Annotated in this window: 15 protein-coding genes; 11 read left to right on the top strand and 4 right to left on the bottom strand. The window is 34.6% G+C overall.

The features are described 5' to 3' along the window. Window positions 1–216 precede the first annotated feature (216 nt). Window positions 217–783 (bottom strand): peptide-methionine (S)-S-oxide reductase MsrA, encoded by a 567-nt coding sequence (gene msrA, locus VB776_RS05920; protein WP_407653796.1) that lies wholly within the window; start codon window positions 781–783, stop codon window positions 217–219. Window positions 784–1,058: 275 nt separating this feature from the next. On the opposite strand from msrA, the gene VB776_RS05915 reads away from it, so the two are divergent. The 3 genes from VB776_RS05915 to VB776_RS05905 all read left to right on the top strand — a co-directional run bounded on the left by VB776_RS05915 (window position 1,059) and on the right by VB776_RS05905 (window position 3,005). Next, window positions 1,059–1,781, top strand: coding sequence for a phosphatase PAP2-related protein (locus VB776_RS05915; RefSeq protein ID WP_323326969.1), 723 nt, complete (start codon window positions 1,059–1,061; stop codon window positions 1,779–1,781). Between the two features lie 156 nt (window positions 1,782–1,937). Then, window positions 1,938–2,156, top strand: coding sequence for a hypothetical protein (locus tag VB776_RS05910; protein WP_323326967.1), 219 nt, complete (start codon window positions 1,938–1,940; stop codon window positions 2,154–2,156). A gap of 33 nt (window positions 2,157–2,189) precedes the next feature. Further along, on the top strand, window positions 2,190–3,005 hold the full coding sequence (locus VB776_RS05905) for a phytanoyl-CoA dioxygenase family protein (protein WP_323327086.1): 816 nt from the start codon (window positions 2,190–2,192) through the stop codon (window positions 3,003–3,005). An 80-nt stretch (window positions 3,006–3,085) separates the two neighbouring features. On the opposite strand, the gene VB776_RS05900 is transcribed toward VB776_RS05905, so the two are convergent. Both VB776_RS05900 and VB776_RS05895 read right to left on the bottom strand, forming a co-directional pair. Beyond that, window positions 3,086–3,727, bottom strand: a complete 642-nt coding sequence (locus tag VB776_RS05900) for a VTT domain-containing protein (RefSeq protein WP_323326965.1) — start codon at window positions 3,725–3,727, stop codon at window positions 3,086–3,088. Between the two features lie 117 nt (window positions 3,728–3,844). Then, complete coding sequence (locus tag VB776_RS05895) at window positions 3,845–4,606, bottom strand: phosphosulfolactate synthase (RefSeq protein ID WP_323326963.1); 762 nt, start codon at window positions 4,604–4,606, stop codon at window positions 3,845–3,847. A gap of 320 nt (window positions 4,607–4,926) precedes the next feature. Between VB776_RS05895 and VB776_RS05890 the strand changes: the two genes are divergently transcribed. The 8 genes from VB776_RS05890 (at window position 4,927) to VB776_RS05855 (ending at window position 13,049) form a co-directional block, all read left to right on the top strand. After that, window positions 4,927–5,349, top strand: a complete 423-nt coding sequence (locus VB776_RS05890) for a DUF2147 domain-containing protein (RefSeq protein WP_323326961.1) — start codon at window positions 4,927–4,929, stop codon at window positions 5,347–5,349. 43 nt (window positions 5,350–5,392) lie between these two features. Continuing rightward, a complete protein-coding gene (locus VB776_RS05885) occupies window positions 5,393–6,007 on the top strand; it encodes a TetR/AcrR family transcriptional regulator (RefSeq protein WP_323326958.1) in 615 nt (204 codons plus the stop codon). Further along, window positions 6,000–6,446 (top strand): PaaI family thioesterase, encoded by a 447-nt coding sequence (locus VB776_RS05880; RefSeq protein WP_323326956.1) that lies wholly within the window; start codon window positions 6,000–6,002, stop codon window positions 6,444–6,446. Before VB776_RS05885 ends, VB776_RS05880 begins: the two co-directional genes overlap by 8 nt. Before the next feature lie 120 nt (window positions 6,447–6,566). Further along, window positions 6,567–7,949 (top strand): TolC family protein, encoded by a 1,383-nt coding sequence (locus VB776_RS05875; protein ID WP_323326954.1) that lies wholly within the window; start codon window positions 6,567–6,569, stop codon window positions 7,947–7,949. Between the two features lie 19 nt (window positions 7,950–7,968). After that, the gene (locus VB776_RS05870; protein ID WP_323326952.1) at window positions 7,969–8,532 is read left to right on the top strand and encodes a glutathione peroxidase; all 564 of its coding nucleotides are present in this window, start codon (window positions 7,969–7,971) and stop codon (window positions 8,530–8,532) included. 32 nt (window positions 8,533–8,564) lie between these two features. Then, window positions 8,565–9,614 (top strand): efflux RND transporter periplasmic adaptor subunit, encoded by a 1,050-nt coding sequence (locus VB776_RS05865; RefSeq protein ID WP_323326950.1) that lies wholly within the window; start codon window positions 8,565–8,567, stop codon window positions 9,612–9,614. A gap of 31 nt (window positions 9,615–9,645) precedes the next feature. Then, window positions 9,646–12,708, top strand: a complete 3,063-nt coding sequence (locus tag VB776_RS05860) for an efflux RND transporter permease subunit (protein ID WP_323326948.1) — start codon at window positions 9,646–9,648, stop codon at window positions 12,706–12,708. A 92-nt stretch (window positions 12,709–12,800) separates the two neighbouring features. Next, a complete protein-coding gene (locus VB776_RS05855) occupies window positions 12,801–13,049 on the top strand; it encodes an acyl carrier protein (protein WP_323326946.1) in 249 nt (82 codons plus the stop codon). Window positions 13,050–13,184: 135 nt separating this feature from the next. Here VB776_RS05855 and VB776_RS05850 read toward each other — a convergent pair whose 3' ends face one another. Next, the gene (locus VB776_RS05850; protein WP_323326944.1) at window positions 13,185–14,456 is read right to left on the bottom strand and encodes an aminotransferase class V-fold PLP-dependent enzyme; all 1,272 of its coding nucleotides are present in this window, start codon (window positions 14,454–14,456) and stop codon (window positions 13,185–13,187) included. Between the last annotated feature and the right edge of the window lie 258 nt (window positions 14,457–14,714).

Raw genomic sequence — 14,714 nt, 5'->3', positions numbered from 1 at the left:
TTGTATAATATGCTTAATTTTCTAAACAGTAATTTGTGGCTGTGAGTTCTATCTTTTAAAAATACAACTTTTTGACACTTTGTATTGATTCAGCCTCAAATTTAATAGACATTAATATTGATAAATGTCTTATTGACGACTTTCTTAATTTTTATTCAAAATAAAAAAGGCTAAATTTTCTCAAATTTAACCTTTTAAATAATTGTCTCTATTGAACTAGTTCATTTTCTTCAAATTCTCTTTGAAGACTTTTGTGAATTTTTCCAATTTTGGTTTTATCACTACTTGGCAATAAGGATTATGACCATTCAATTCGTAATAATCTTGGTGATAATCTTCAGCAGGATAAAACACAGAGAAAGCTGTAATTTCTGTCACAATTGGGTTCGGGAAAACGTGTTCTGCATTCAATTTCGCTTTCCAAATTTCGGCAGTTTTTTTCTGAGCTTCGTTATGATAAAAAACCGCTGAACGATATTGTGGACCTTCGTCAGCACCTTGGCGATTCAAAGTGGTTGGGTCATGTGTTTTCCAGAAAATTTCTAAGATTTTATCGAAAGAAATTTTCTTAGGGTCGAATGTTACTTGTACTACTTCAGCATGACCAGTAAGTCCAGTACAAACCTCTTTATAAGTTGGGTTTTTAACTTTTCCGCCTGAATAGCCCGACTCTACTTTTACAACACCTTCTACTTGTTGAAAAATGGCTTCTACACACCAAAAACATCCTGCTCCGAACGTCACAACTTCTGTTCCTTCAAGATTGACTTTTTCATTGTTCATTTTTTCTGTATTTTTCTGATTATCAGAACCTTTAGCACATGAGATATTTACGAGCAATGTAAATATTCCAAGAAGTACGACATTAATTTTCGATTTCATTGTTGATAACGTTTAAAACTTGATGTAAGTTTGTATTTTTTATGAAAGAATTCTGTTCGATAAAGATTTTAATCGTTAAATAATGCTTTCATCTAAGAGAATATCCAAAGATAATACCAATTAAAAAATTAGATTGTCTGATGAATGACATACTTACGAATACAAAACCACCAAAGATGCCAAAAAGTTATCTTCAAGTTGTTCAACAACGTTGGCAAGATGCTTTAAAAACGAATGGATTTATTATTAAATTACTGACAACACTTGGTATAGCTATTTGGTCTGCCCCACAATTTCCTTCATTTTTTATCAATATTCAAAAGCGTGATGGTGCTTATCTTTCTGATTTTGTATTAAACCACCTTCCAGCAGTTGATGTTTCAACACCAATTTTTGCTCTTATCTATGGAATGTTGGTTTTCTTGCTTTGTAGAGTATTGGTCAAACCAAAGTTATTTCTACTTTTTACGATAACGTTCGTGATTGAAACCGTATTGAGGATGTCAACCATTTATTTTTTCCCTTTGAATCCTCCCTTAGACTTAGTTCCACTTCACGATACTTTTGCGGAATTACTCATTTATGGAGATACAGAACCTATCACAAAAGATTTATTTTTTTCGGGGCATACTGCAACGATGGTAATGATTTGGTTGTTTCTTGAAAAACCGTGGGAAAAAGCTTTAGCAGCTATTACGGGTGTTGCTATTGCTATTTTATTGTTGATTCAGCACGTTCATTATACAGCAGATGTAATTGGTGCTTTTTTCTTTACTGCACTTTCTTATGTAATTGCTCGTTATCTCAACAAACAGCAATGGCAAATTACTTGTAGTGTGTTATTATTGTTTTTATTATTTTTAGAAACACTTTTCTGGTTTAGCAATAAAATAGTTTAAGTCCAAAAATCATAATCCTTTGTATTTTAAGGAAATGATAGAAAATATATTAATTAATCCTTTAATTTTGCAAGTCATAGATTAGTGCATTCTGGAGACTTATCCAACTTGTAACTAATGATTGTGAATTAACAGAGGTAAATTGTAAATTTTCTAATGAAAAATTTACAATTTGATTACATTCAATTAATTTGCATTGTTTTACCAGAAAAAAGAAAACTTTTCATTTTTCTAAAACTAAGTAAAGGTGGTTCTGCCCAACTACGTTTACGAAGCGATTGTCAAAATCGTTTAACTTTATTTTGTACAATTTTTCATAAAACTGGTTTGGTTGAACAAATTAGTTTTGTACCAGGAACTTTTTATCAAATATAGTTCTTGCAAACCACTTTAATTCAGGGTAAAAATATGGTAAAGTTTGAGTCGAAAACCTTCCAATTGGGAGAGAAACTAACACAAGAGCAGAAAGAGTATTTCCGCAAGTATGGTGTAATTCAATTTAAAAATTTCATTAATGCTGAAACGATTCAAACGTTTATCAGCGAATTAGATAAAATTGAAAAGCAATGGTTGGCTGATGGCATTGAGAAAATCAATGGTATTCCGTTGAAGTTTGGTAAAGACGAACACGGCAACAAAATGATTCAAAGAATGTGCTTTACAAACAAGTATAGTACTTTCTTAGGCGAATTTTTGAAAGATCCACGTTTACAATTATTGGTTGAATTATTAGCTCCTTACGACGGTCGTATTAGCGATAACGAAAAAGATGGACTGGTTTTTAACCACTATGTAAATGCTCCAAACAGTAAATTCACACAAATGGGATGGCATACAGACAGCCCTCGTGATTTATTTTTAGGACAAAAAATTCTCCCAATGTTAAACGTTGGTGTACACTTAGATAATTGTCCAAGTACTAATGGTGGCTTGAGAGTATTACCTGGTACACAAAACCAAAGTGTTTTAAAACTTTTATTTGGTAAAAAACAGTTTATTGATCATACTCCAGATGCGAGAGAAGTAGGTTTTGAAATTGAAGCTGGAGATTTAACAGTACATGATGGGCGTTTATGGCACCGTGTAGAGGTTTCTCCAAATTTCGGAGAAAAGTCTCGTCGTAGAGTAATGTATGTACCAATTATTACTGGTAAATACATGCCGAAAAACGAAAACAGCAAAACGCCATTTTATCACCGTTTTGCAAAAGTGGTTCAGAAATAAGTAATTGTTTGAATATAAAAAAGCCTGCGAAATTTGATTTTCGCAGGCTTTTTTGATGTATTTTATCAATGAAGCTTTATTTACTTCGATAGTTTTGATTTCACAAAAGCAAAAATCATTGGCAAAACAGAAACTGCAATAATACCTAAAACTACTTTTTCAAAATTGTGTTTTACCCATTCGTTGTTTCCTAAGAAATAACCTAGCAAAGTAATTGAAGTAACCCAAAGCACAGCACCTAAAACACAAAAAGTAATATAAGTACTGTATTTCATGCTTCCTGCACCTGCTACGAATGGAGCTACTGTACGAACAATCGGCACAAAACGAGCCATAATAACAGTTTGTCCGCCATGTTTTGCATAAAATTCTTCAGTTTGTGTAATATGCTCACGTTTCAAAAATAGAATTTTATCTTTCGATTTCACAAAATCACTGAAATACTTTCCGATAAAATAATTCACATTATCGCCCAAAAGTGCGGCTCCAATCAAAAGAGGAATCACAAACGTAATTTCAATTTTACCTGTTGCTGCTGCCAAAACACCTACTGCAAAAAGTAGAGAATCTCCCGGTAACAAAGGCATTACGATTAATCCAGTTTCAACAAAAATAATCAAGAAAAGTAATCCGTAAGTAACTGTTCCATGTTCGCTGATAAAATCAGAAAGTGCGGTTAATGGGTCTTTGAGGAGTTGTAAAAAAAAGTTGATAATTTCCATTGTGTTCGTTGGGTTTGTTAGTAAGTATTATACATTAAAAATCAGTTATGAGAAAAGGGACTTCTTGAACTCGCCTTGACTGATAACTGATTCTACATGTTTGTCGATGTGAAGTGTTTACTTATCTAAGAAATGAGTGAAAGTATCACCTCTTAAACCCAAACGAATCGTTTCTAATGAAATTACTTCGTGTGGTGCAATGTTTCCAACGTTTACGTTAGCTCCTACTAATTTCACAAACCATACTTGTTGAGATTTTTGTGGAGCTTCCCAAATGATTTTTTCTTCTGGAATTTCTGTAAGAATTTCTTCTACCAATCCTTGACGAACTTCACCAGATGCACGGAACAAACCTACATTTCCGCCTTCACGAGCTTCGCCAATTACTTTCCAAGCACCAGCTTCTAACTCAGCTTTCATCAATTTAATCCATTTGTATGGAGGAATGATTTTCGCCTCATCTTTAGAACCTACTTCAGAAAGTACAGTTACTTGTTTAGCTAAAGTTCTGATATATTCGCATTTATCGTCTTGTTCCATTTCTAAAGAACCATCAGAAACTTCTGCGTACTCCATCCCGAATTCGTCTAAAATACGACGATACTCATCAAATTGTTTACGAATAATAAAAGCTTCAAATAAAGTTCCTCCGAAATATACAGGAATACCTGCTGATTTGTAAACGGCTAATTTTTCCTTCAAGTTTGGTGTAACGAACGAAGTAGCCCATCCCAACTTAACGATGTCGGTATAAGCAGCACTCGTCTCCAAAAAATCCTCTATTTGTCTGATACTTAGACCTTTGTCCATCACCATTGTGTATCCTTTTTGGCGTGGTTTAGTAGTTCTCTCAGGAATTTGAGTAAGTGGATAATTCATATTTTGCTATCGGTTATCAGTTGTCACCTATCGTTTTTCTCATATTAATTTCTCCATAAATCCTTTAAAAAAAGCATATTATTGAATCAAGACAAGAACGTGAATTGCAAAATTAAATATATCCTTTTTATCCCGCAAATTAGAATGTTAATATATTGTGTTAATTCAATACCTACAGCACATAAACTATTCATTAACAGACACTTAATATTTTTTGAAAAATAATTTTTCTTAGATTTATTAAATTTAAACAAAAAGGTGTTTTTTTAATGAACACTGTTCATTACTTTTGCAAAGACTAATCTTTAACTTATCCAAAAATGAAAAAAATCATCAATACGTTTGTCATGTTCCTGTTCATAATTAGTGTGGGAAATGCACAGTCTATCACGAAAGATGCCATCTTAGGTGAATGGTTATCGCAAGACAAAGACGGAAAAGTATTAATTTTCAAACAAGGTGAGAAATATTTTGGAAAAGTAATTTGGGGAAAAGCTACTGGCAGAAAAGATGAAAAAAATCCAGATGCTTCTTTAAGACATAGAGACATCATTGGTTCTACTATTTTAAAAGACTTTGTTTTTAAAGGAAAATCTTGGGAAGACGGTAGCGTTTATGACCCCAACAATGGCAAGACGTACTCTTGTAATATGAAATTAAAAAGTACTGACGAATTAGAAATCAGAGGTTTCATAGGTTTTTCTTTGCTAGGAAGAACAACCGTCTGGACAAAAGTTAAATGATTTTTGTGGAAATTGTATCCACATTTTAATTGAAATTGAAAATATGGGTATTATCGAGAGAAAAGAAAGAGAAAGACAAGAAGTTCGGTCTTTGATTTTAGAAGCCGCACAACAAGCATTTATTGAAGATGGTTATGAAAAAGCTTCAATTCGTGCCATTGCCGACCGAGTGGAGTACAGTCCAGCGACGATATATCTTTATTTCAAAGACAAAAGTGAAATTTTCTTTGCTGTGCATGAATTAGGTTTTGAAAAATTGATATACCAAATGTCCGAAGCAGTTGAAGGAATTAAAAATCCCATAGAAAGACTTCGCCAGCAAGGTTATGCTTATATGAAGTTCGCTTTGGAAAACCCAGCCATGTACGATTTGATGTTTATTCAAAATGCACCCATGGAAGCCATTTTTGAAAATGAAGAGTGGGTTTGTGGTCATAGATGTTTTGAAATTATATGCGATGAAGTACAACAATGTATTGATAGCAAACTCATTAAAATTACAGTATTAGAAGTAGCAACAATGTCAATCTGGTCATTTATGCACGGACTGGTTTCATTGAAAATCAGAAATAGATTCAAAACTTTTCCACAAGAACATATACAAAATTTAATGTCGGCATCAGTAGAACAAATGATCGCACTTTTACAAAATGACTAATCCAACATTTGAGTTTTTTAAAAATAATCTTGGAAAACCTATCGCCGAAAATAGTCCATCGCCTGTTTCAAAATGGTTAGATGGCGTTTTAGTAGCACTAGAAGAAGATTCTCTTTCTGTAGAATACATCATCAGAAAAGATATGTGTAATCCAGCGCACATTCTGCACGGAGGCGTTGCCGCTACCATGATGGATGATATCATTGGAATGACTATTTTCAGCATGGGACATACTGCTTTTTACGCTACCGTTAATCTTTCTATTGATTACTTATTTTCAGCGAAAATTGGCGAAAAAGTAATTGCTAAATCAAAAATTATCAGGGTTGGTAAAAAAATTGCACATGCCGAAGGAGAAATCAGAAATGAACAAGGTAAAATTATTGCAAAATGTACCACCAATTTGGTATCTACCAGCAACGAAATAAAATCTTTATAAAACATTACCCAAAAGCACTAATAAACCTTTCGAGACTAAGTGCTTTTTATTTTGCTCAACAACTAAACACTGTTTATATTTTAAATAACGTTTATGAAAACCCTCAGAAACTTCAAAAAAATGCTTCAATTTTCCCATCATGCTTATTCAAAATTGGTGATGATACTTCTCTTAACGATTTGCTTTTTCACTGATGCTTTGGCACAGTCGGATATTTTAAATCAATATGTTCAAGAAGGTTTAAACAATAGCCAAATACTCAAGCAACAGCAATTTTCATTGCAAAAAGCCGTGTATGCTCTTGAAGAAGCCAAAGCGATGTTCAAACCCAATGTGAGTTTCAATACAACTGTTTCGGCGGCTCAAGGCGGTAGAAAAATTGAAATCCCAGTCGGAGATTTGGTTAATCCAGTTTACACAACGCTAAATGCTTTGACAAACTCGACAAGATTTCCACAAATCTCAAATACTTCTGAGCAACTTGTTCCTAAAGATTTCTATGATTTACGTTTCAAAACCACCATGCCTATTTTGAATGCTGAAATCAGGTACAATCAAGCTATCAAAAAAGAGCAAATCAGCGTACAACAAACTGAAATACAAGTTTATAAACGAGAATTAGTACGTGATATTAAAATTGCCTACTTCAATTATTTGAAAGCGACGGAAGCCGTAAAAGTTTATGAAAATGCCTTGAAAATTCTGCAAGAAAGCGAAAGGGTAAACGAAAGTCTGATAAAAAATGGTTCGGCAAATCCAACGGTTTTGGTACGTACTCGCAATGAAATTTCAAAAATTGATGCCGAAATCAGCAATGCCAAAGGCAATCAGTTGAATGCTTCAGCTTACTTCAATTTCCTTTTGAATAAAGATTTCAATTCCAAAATTGAGATTGACAATTTGGACACTTCAGTCCTAAACTTAAATTTGGAAGAAGGACATCGAGAAGAATTAGACAAAATTCAAGCAGGAATCAATATCAATAAACAACTCGTTGGTTTGAGTCAATCTTATAAAAAGCTCAAAGTAGGAGCTTCTTTAGATCTTGGTTCGCAGGGACGATTTGCCCAAATTGCGAGTAGCGATAAAAACTTCTTCAACCCAAATGCCTTTGTTTTACTCGGCGTTTCTTTCGATTTACCCGTTTACTCTTTCGGCAGAAATCAATTGAAAGTAAAACAAGCTGAAATGGATTTAGCGGCTTTGGATACGCAAGCACAACAAGTAAAAAATCAATTAGCCTTACAAGCAGAAACGGCACAAAATTCCCTGAATTCAGCCAAAAAAGTATTTGAATCAAAAGCTTCGCAGATTTCAACGGCGGAAAGATATTATCGTGATATGTTGCGTCGATACAAAGAAGGAAACCTAAATTTCATCGAACTTTTGGACGCTCAAACGCAAATCACGACCGCACAATTACAACAATCTATTTCATTGTTCGATGTTTGGCAAAAATGGGTAGAAGTAGAAAGAGCCAAAGCCAGTTACGAACTAAAATAATCCTAAAACACAAGTAATCATGTTTAAGACCATCAAAAGCCTTTATAGAAATATTACCGAAAAAGATAATATTATCACCAAACCAAGTAATTCAAAACCTGCTAAAAAATCATTTTACGATTTAAAAATCAACAATTTAGCAGGTAAAAAAGAAATCAACTTTGCTGATTTTGCAGGAAAGAAAGTACTCTTAATCAACACGGCATCAAAATGTGGCTACACACCACAGTATGAAGATTGGCAACAATTCCATGAAAAATTTGGCGATAAAGTAGTGGTTATCGGCTTGCCTGCCAACAACTTTTTGGCACAAGAATCTGGAACGGCGTCGCAAATTGAAGAATTCTGCCAAGTAAATTATGGCGTTTCGTTCACCATTACCGAAAAAGTAAGTGTTTCGGGCAAAGATAAACATTCAGTTTATCAATGGCTTTCGGAAGAACAAAAAAATGGCTGGAATAATATTGAGCCAAGCTGGAATTTCTGTAAATATTTAATCAACGAAAAAGGAGAATTGACACATTTTTTTGGCTCGAATATCAAGCCAGAACATCCTTCTTTCAAAAAAGCTATAGGAATCTAAATCAATATTTAAATTATAAATACGCTAAAGAAATGAAAAAAATTATCTCTTATTCTCTTGGCTTCTTGTTCATATTTTCCTTGCTGATGGCTTGTGGAAAAAAAGCGGAAGAAAAAAAATCACTAGCTGATGAAGATGTAATTGCCGTAAAAGTAATTAACGTTAGTCAAGCGAATTCTAATGAAGTAATCAAAGCTTCGGGCTTGGTGGCATCTTTAGAGGAGGCTCGTTTATCTTTCAAAACGGGAGGAATCATCGCCAAAATCTATGTAAAAGAAGGTCAAAATGTTTCGAAAGGACAATTATTGGCTTCTTTGAATCTGACTGAAATCAACGCACAAGTACAGCAAGCAACTGAAGGCGTACAAAAAGCCGAGCGTGATTTAAGACGTGTGACCAACCTTTACAAAGATTCCGTAGCTACGTTAGAACAAGTACAAAATCTTACAACGGCGTTGAATGTTGCCAAACAAAACTTAGAAATTGCTAATTACAATCAAGGTTTTTCTAAAATCTACGCTACTTCAAACGGTGTAATTGTAAAAAAACTAATGAACGAAGGCGAATTGGCTGGTCCAGGAACTCCCGTATTTTTCATGAACGCAACAGGTGCAAACGACTGGGTTTTAAAAGTTGGTGTTGCCGATAAAGATTGGACTCGCCTGCATTTGAGCGATAAAGCTACTATTCAATTAGATGCTTTTCCAGATACTCCTTTTACAGCTTCGGTTTCCAATCTTTCGCAAGGTGCTGACCAAAGTTCGGGTTTGTATCAAGCTGAATTAAAGTTGAATACGCAAGGTAAAAAAATGGCAACTGGGCTTTTTGGCAATGCTTTGATTACGCCCAACCTTACTCAGCAAAATACGTCAGTACCGATTGATGCCGTGATTGAAGGTAACGGGAACGACGCTTTTGTTTACGTAATTGAAAATGGCAAAGCCCATAAAGTAGCGATAAAAATCCTTTCAATTGATAACGACAAAGTATTTATCCAAAATTCTTCAACAGCTATCACACAAGTAATTACAGATGGTTCAGCTTATTTGGTAGAAGGAAGTAAAGTAAAAATTATTCAATAAGAAGAGAGTTTCACACTCAAATAACTTTATTATGAAAATCTCTGAATTCTCAGTTAAAAATTACCAATTCACGCTGGTCGTGTTTTTAGGTATTCTTTCAATAGGGATTTACTCTTTATTGAATATGCCTCGTGGAGAAGACCCTGAGTTTTCTTCTCCTCAGTTTGGTGTTACGGTTATTTACCCTGGTGCATCGCCCAAAGATGTTGAGCAATTAGTAGCGGATGTCGTTGAAAAACGCATTAACGAATTAGATAATATTGAACGTATCAGAACAAGTATTTTTGATGGTGCAGCCATTTTTCAGGTGGAATACGCTTTTGAGTCTGACCCAGAAGAGAAGTATCAAGAAATTGTGCGTGAAATGAATGCCGTCAGGAAAGAATTGCCTGCCGATGTGTTGGATGTTCGTATCGAAAGGTATCAGCCCGACGGTGTAAATATTTATCAATTTGCTCTAGTTTCCGAAACTCTCCCCTATTCTAAATTAGAAAAGTATGCTGACGATTTAGAGAAAACTTTAGAGAAAAACCGTTCGCTCAAAAACATTAAAAGTTGGGGTTTTCCAGAACGTAAAATTTCGGTTGAACTGAATCAGGCGAAATTGGCACAAGACAAAATCCCTGTGAATAGAGTTTTAGGAGCAATTCAATCTGAAAATGTGAATATTCCGGGCGGTTCATTGAATCTTTCAAACAAAAAATTCAATGTAAAAACTTCTGGAAATTTTAAAGACATTGAAGAAATCAAAAATGTAATTGTCTTTACCAACGGTACAAAAATCGTTTATTTAAAAGACATCGCCGAAGTAAAATACGCTTACGAAGACGAAACCCATAAAACTCGTTTGAATGGACATAGAAGTGTTTTCGTAACGGCTTGCCAGAAATTCGGACAAAACATTATTAAAGTAAGAGCAGCAACTGACCCAAAAATTGAAGAATTCAAAAAGACATTACCAAAATCGGTCGATTTAGTAAAAGTATTCGACCAAGCCGAATCTGTTGATAAACGTTTGATGCGTTTTGCCAAAGATTTCGGCATTGCCATTCTCTTGGTTTTGATTACACTTTTGCCTTTGGGTTCACGAGCAAGTTTGGTCGTAATGATTTCTATTCCACTTTCATTGGCAATTGGTTTGGCTTTACTCTACGCTTTGGGCTTTACGATTAACCAACTTTCAATCGTTGGGATGATTGTCGCTTTGGGGATTTTGGTGGACGATTCCATCGTAGTTGTAGAAAATATTGAACGTTTTATGCGGATGGGTATTCCCAAAAAACAGGCCGCCATTGATGCTACCAAACAAATTAGTTTAGCCGTAGTTGGTTGTACAGTATTGTTAATCTTTGCATTTTTACCTGTTGCTAATTTACCAGAAGCGGCTGGAAAATTCATCCGAAGTTTGCCTATGGCTGTTAGTGTTACGGTATTAGCTTCTATGGTTGTGGCATTGACGATTGTGCCGTTTTTATCAAGTGTCATCTTGAAAAATCACGAAAATGCTGATGGAAATTTTATTTTAAGAGGCATGAAACGTTTGATTTCTGCAACTTATGGTAAACTAATGGATTGGTGTTTAAAACATCCAAAAATCACATTAACGGGTGCTTTGGGGATTTTTGTCGGAGTAATGTTGATTGCTAAATTCTTTTTGGGCTTCTCACTTTTCCCAACTTCCGAAAAACCGATGTTTTTAGTGAACGTTTCAACGCCCGTTGGAACAAACCTAAAAGCCACCGACGAAGTAGTGCGTTTTGTAGAAAATGAACTTAAGAAAGAGCCAGAAATCAAAAACATTGCAGCCAATATTGGTAGAGGAAATCCAAGAATTTATTATAACGTAATCGGCGGAGCAGAAGCAGAAAACTTTGGTCAACTTTTCGTGCTTTTGCAAGATGTTGAAACCAAAGAGAAAAAAGCCATTATCGACCGCCTCAGAGGAAAATTAACGAGCTATCCGAATGCTAAAATTGAAGTAAAAGATTTTGAACAAGGTCCACCTCTGGAAGCTCCAATTGCCTATCGTGTTTTCGGAAATAATTTAGATAGTTTAAGAATTATTGCTGGACAAATTGAAAATATTTTGTCTGCTCAAGAAGGTGCTATTTATACCGACAATCCGTTAAAAGTACAACCAACAGATTTAAGAGTACACATCAATAAAGAAAAAGCAGGTTTGATGGGCGTAAATATTTCCGACATCGACCGCACTGTTCGGATGGGAATTGCAGGTTTGAACGTTGGTACTTATCGTGAAGAAGGACAAATTGATGATTATAACATCAATGTTTCGATTCCAAGAACTGGAGCAAAACAAGGTTTTGAGGTATTTGATAATTTATATGTAAACAATACTTTAGGAACAGCCATTCCCTTAAAGCAATTGATTGAAGTAAAATTTGAAACTTCACCAAATCAGATAAAGCACTATAATAAAGACCGTTACGTAACCATTTCTACTTTCTTGAAATCGGGTTATAACACGGCAAAAGTAAATCAAGAGTTGATTCAGAAGCTGAATAAATTCAAATTCCCGAAAGGATTTTACTATACAGTTTCTGGCGAAGCAGAAAATGCAGAAAAATCTTTTGGAGGCATAGGGGTAATTATCCTGATAACTGTCTTTGGCATGATTGCGATTCTTATCCTTGAATTTAGGAATTTCAAATCAACGCTTATTGTACTTTCTGTGATTCCTCTAGGGATTGTTGGTGCGATTGTCGGACTGTTAATTGCCGGAGAAAATTTATCATTTACAGCCGTAATTGGTTTTATCGCCTTAATTGGTATCGAAATCAAAAACTCGCTTTTACTCGTAGATTTTACCAATCAGTTAAGAGAAGATGGAATGGAATTAGACGAAGCCATTCACCAAGCAGGTGAAATTCGTTTTGTACCTATTTTGTTAACTTCTTTCACGGCTATCGGAGGCTTAATTCCATTAGTCATTGAATATTCTGATTTATATTCACCTTTAGCAATTGTGTTAATTGGCGGTATTACAAGTTCTACTTTATTGGCTCGTTTGGTTACACCAGTAATGTACAAATTGCTACCACCAACTATTCATAAAAAAACAGCACTGGCATAATTATTTGCACAATCATTCGAGGAATACTATTTCAATATCATTGAGCGTTCTAACAGAGAGAATTTTATCTATTAAATTAAAATTTTAAATCAATGAAATTCAGCACGAGTAAACTAATTCAATTTTTATCACGGCATTTCTATATTAATCCGAGATTAATTGCACCACAGAAACGCTTTTATGCAGATTTGGGTATGAACTCGTTGGAGTTCCTTGAATTGATTGTGCATTTAGAAAATACTTACGGAATTGTTTTGCCAGACAATGAAGTGGATAAAATTCAGACGATAAAACAATTATCTGAAGTAATGGAAGCGAATCTTGTTCGTGTAAAAGCTTAATCGGTCAAGAATTAAGCACGTCAATATGTGTTTTGGAACATTTTAATATAAATTTAATCTTGTCCAAAATCATTTAATAATTATCAAAAAAGGGTTAGCGTGTGAATTGCTAACCCTTTTTTTGATAATTAAATTTTAACCAGCAATTTCAGCCAATGCCTTCACAAAAACATCTAATTCTGCTGTTGTTGTGTATAAATGTGGCGTTACTCTTACGCCCATTACATCAGCTTTGGGGTTTGCAATCGCTACCGTGAAGATTTTATATTTTTCAAAAAGTAGCTTCGATAATTCCGAAGGCGTTTTCCCTTTTACGCCTACGTTAGCAATGCCACAACAACGTGTTATTTCTTTTGGAGTATTCAAGATAATATTCGGGTTATCACGTACTTTATCTGTCCAGTATTTTTGAAGAAATCTCAAACGTGCTTCTTTGCGTTGAATACCAATTTTTTGGTGAAATTTAATGGCATCTTGTATCGCCAAATCTGTTGCTACGGGAATTGTTCCAGTATGATTTAGCTTGCGAATATCATCATCGGCAAAACCCATATCGCCGTACAATTGCCAAATTTGTTTGATTTTATCTTTCCTCACATACAAAATTCCAGCTCCAAGCGGATTGCCAAGCCATTTATGCAAACTACTTCCATAATAATCGCAACCGCCAAGTTCTTCAATTTTAAAATCTAAATGCCCGAAAGCGTGAGCGCCATCCACCATTACTTCTACGCCGTGACGATGTGCCATTTCTACGATTTTTTTTACTGGCAAAATTTGTCCTGTAATATTTATTAAATGACAAATCATCAATAAACGAGTTTTAGGTGTGATGGCTTTTTCATAAACCTCCACAATTTCTTCATCTGATTTTGGATGATTCGGTACAGAAACCATTTTATTAACGATGCCATATCTGCGAGCTTGTAACTTAAACATATCCAACATTGCCCCATAATCTTGCTCCGCCATGATGGCTTCGTCGCCTTCTTTCCAAGAAAATCCTGCGATAATCGTGTCCAAAGATTCAGTGGTGTTTCTGGTAATAATCAATTCTTCATGCGAACAGCCCAATAATTCCGCCAATTGTTTTCTGGAAACCAATTTATCATCAAACTGACGAGTACGCATATAATAAGAAGAAACCTTATTGACATCACGAATATGCTGAATGTAAGCCTCTAATACTTCATTGGAAGCCAAAGAATAATAGCCATTTTCGAGATGAATAAAATCATGCGTGAAATTGTAGGCTGTTCTGATTTGTTGCCAAAAAGCCTCATCTTCCGCCAATTTTTGGGCTAGAATCTGTGCAGATTTAGCTAAAAGGTTTTCAATATCAATCATTGAAACCGCAGAAATACCTGTAAATGTTTTAAGAAACTGACGTTTGGAGAGATTTGGCATTGTTTGAAGTGAAGGATTTTTTTAGTTATGAGTTTTGAATGATGAAATATAACCTTACAAAGTACTTAAACTAATCTTTTGTGTAGTGGCAAACCCTTGCGGTTGCCTTACTCGAAACGGCAACCGCAAGGGTTTGCCACTACTGCTTAATTTTACTAACTTTTACAAATCATGATTCAAATAGGAAAGTAATCTTTGGTACTATTCTCATCGTGAAAGCTTTATGATATATTTGAAAAATCTTAGTTTTTAAATATA

It is taken from the genome of Arcicella gelida, from assembly GCF_034931025.1.
Lineage (GTDB): Bacteria > Bacteroidota > Bacteroidia > Cytophagales > Spirosomataceae > Arcicella > Arcicella gelida.
Note: the sequence above shows the minus strand (reverse complement) of the source record. Positions and strands in the feature narration are given on the sequence as shown.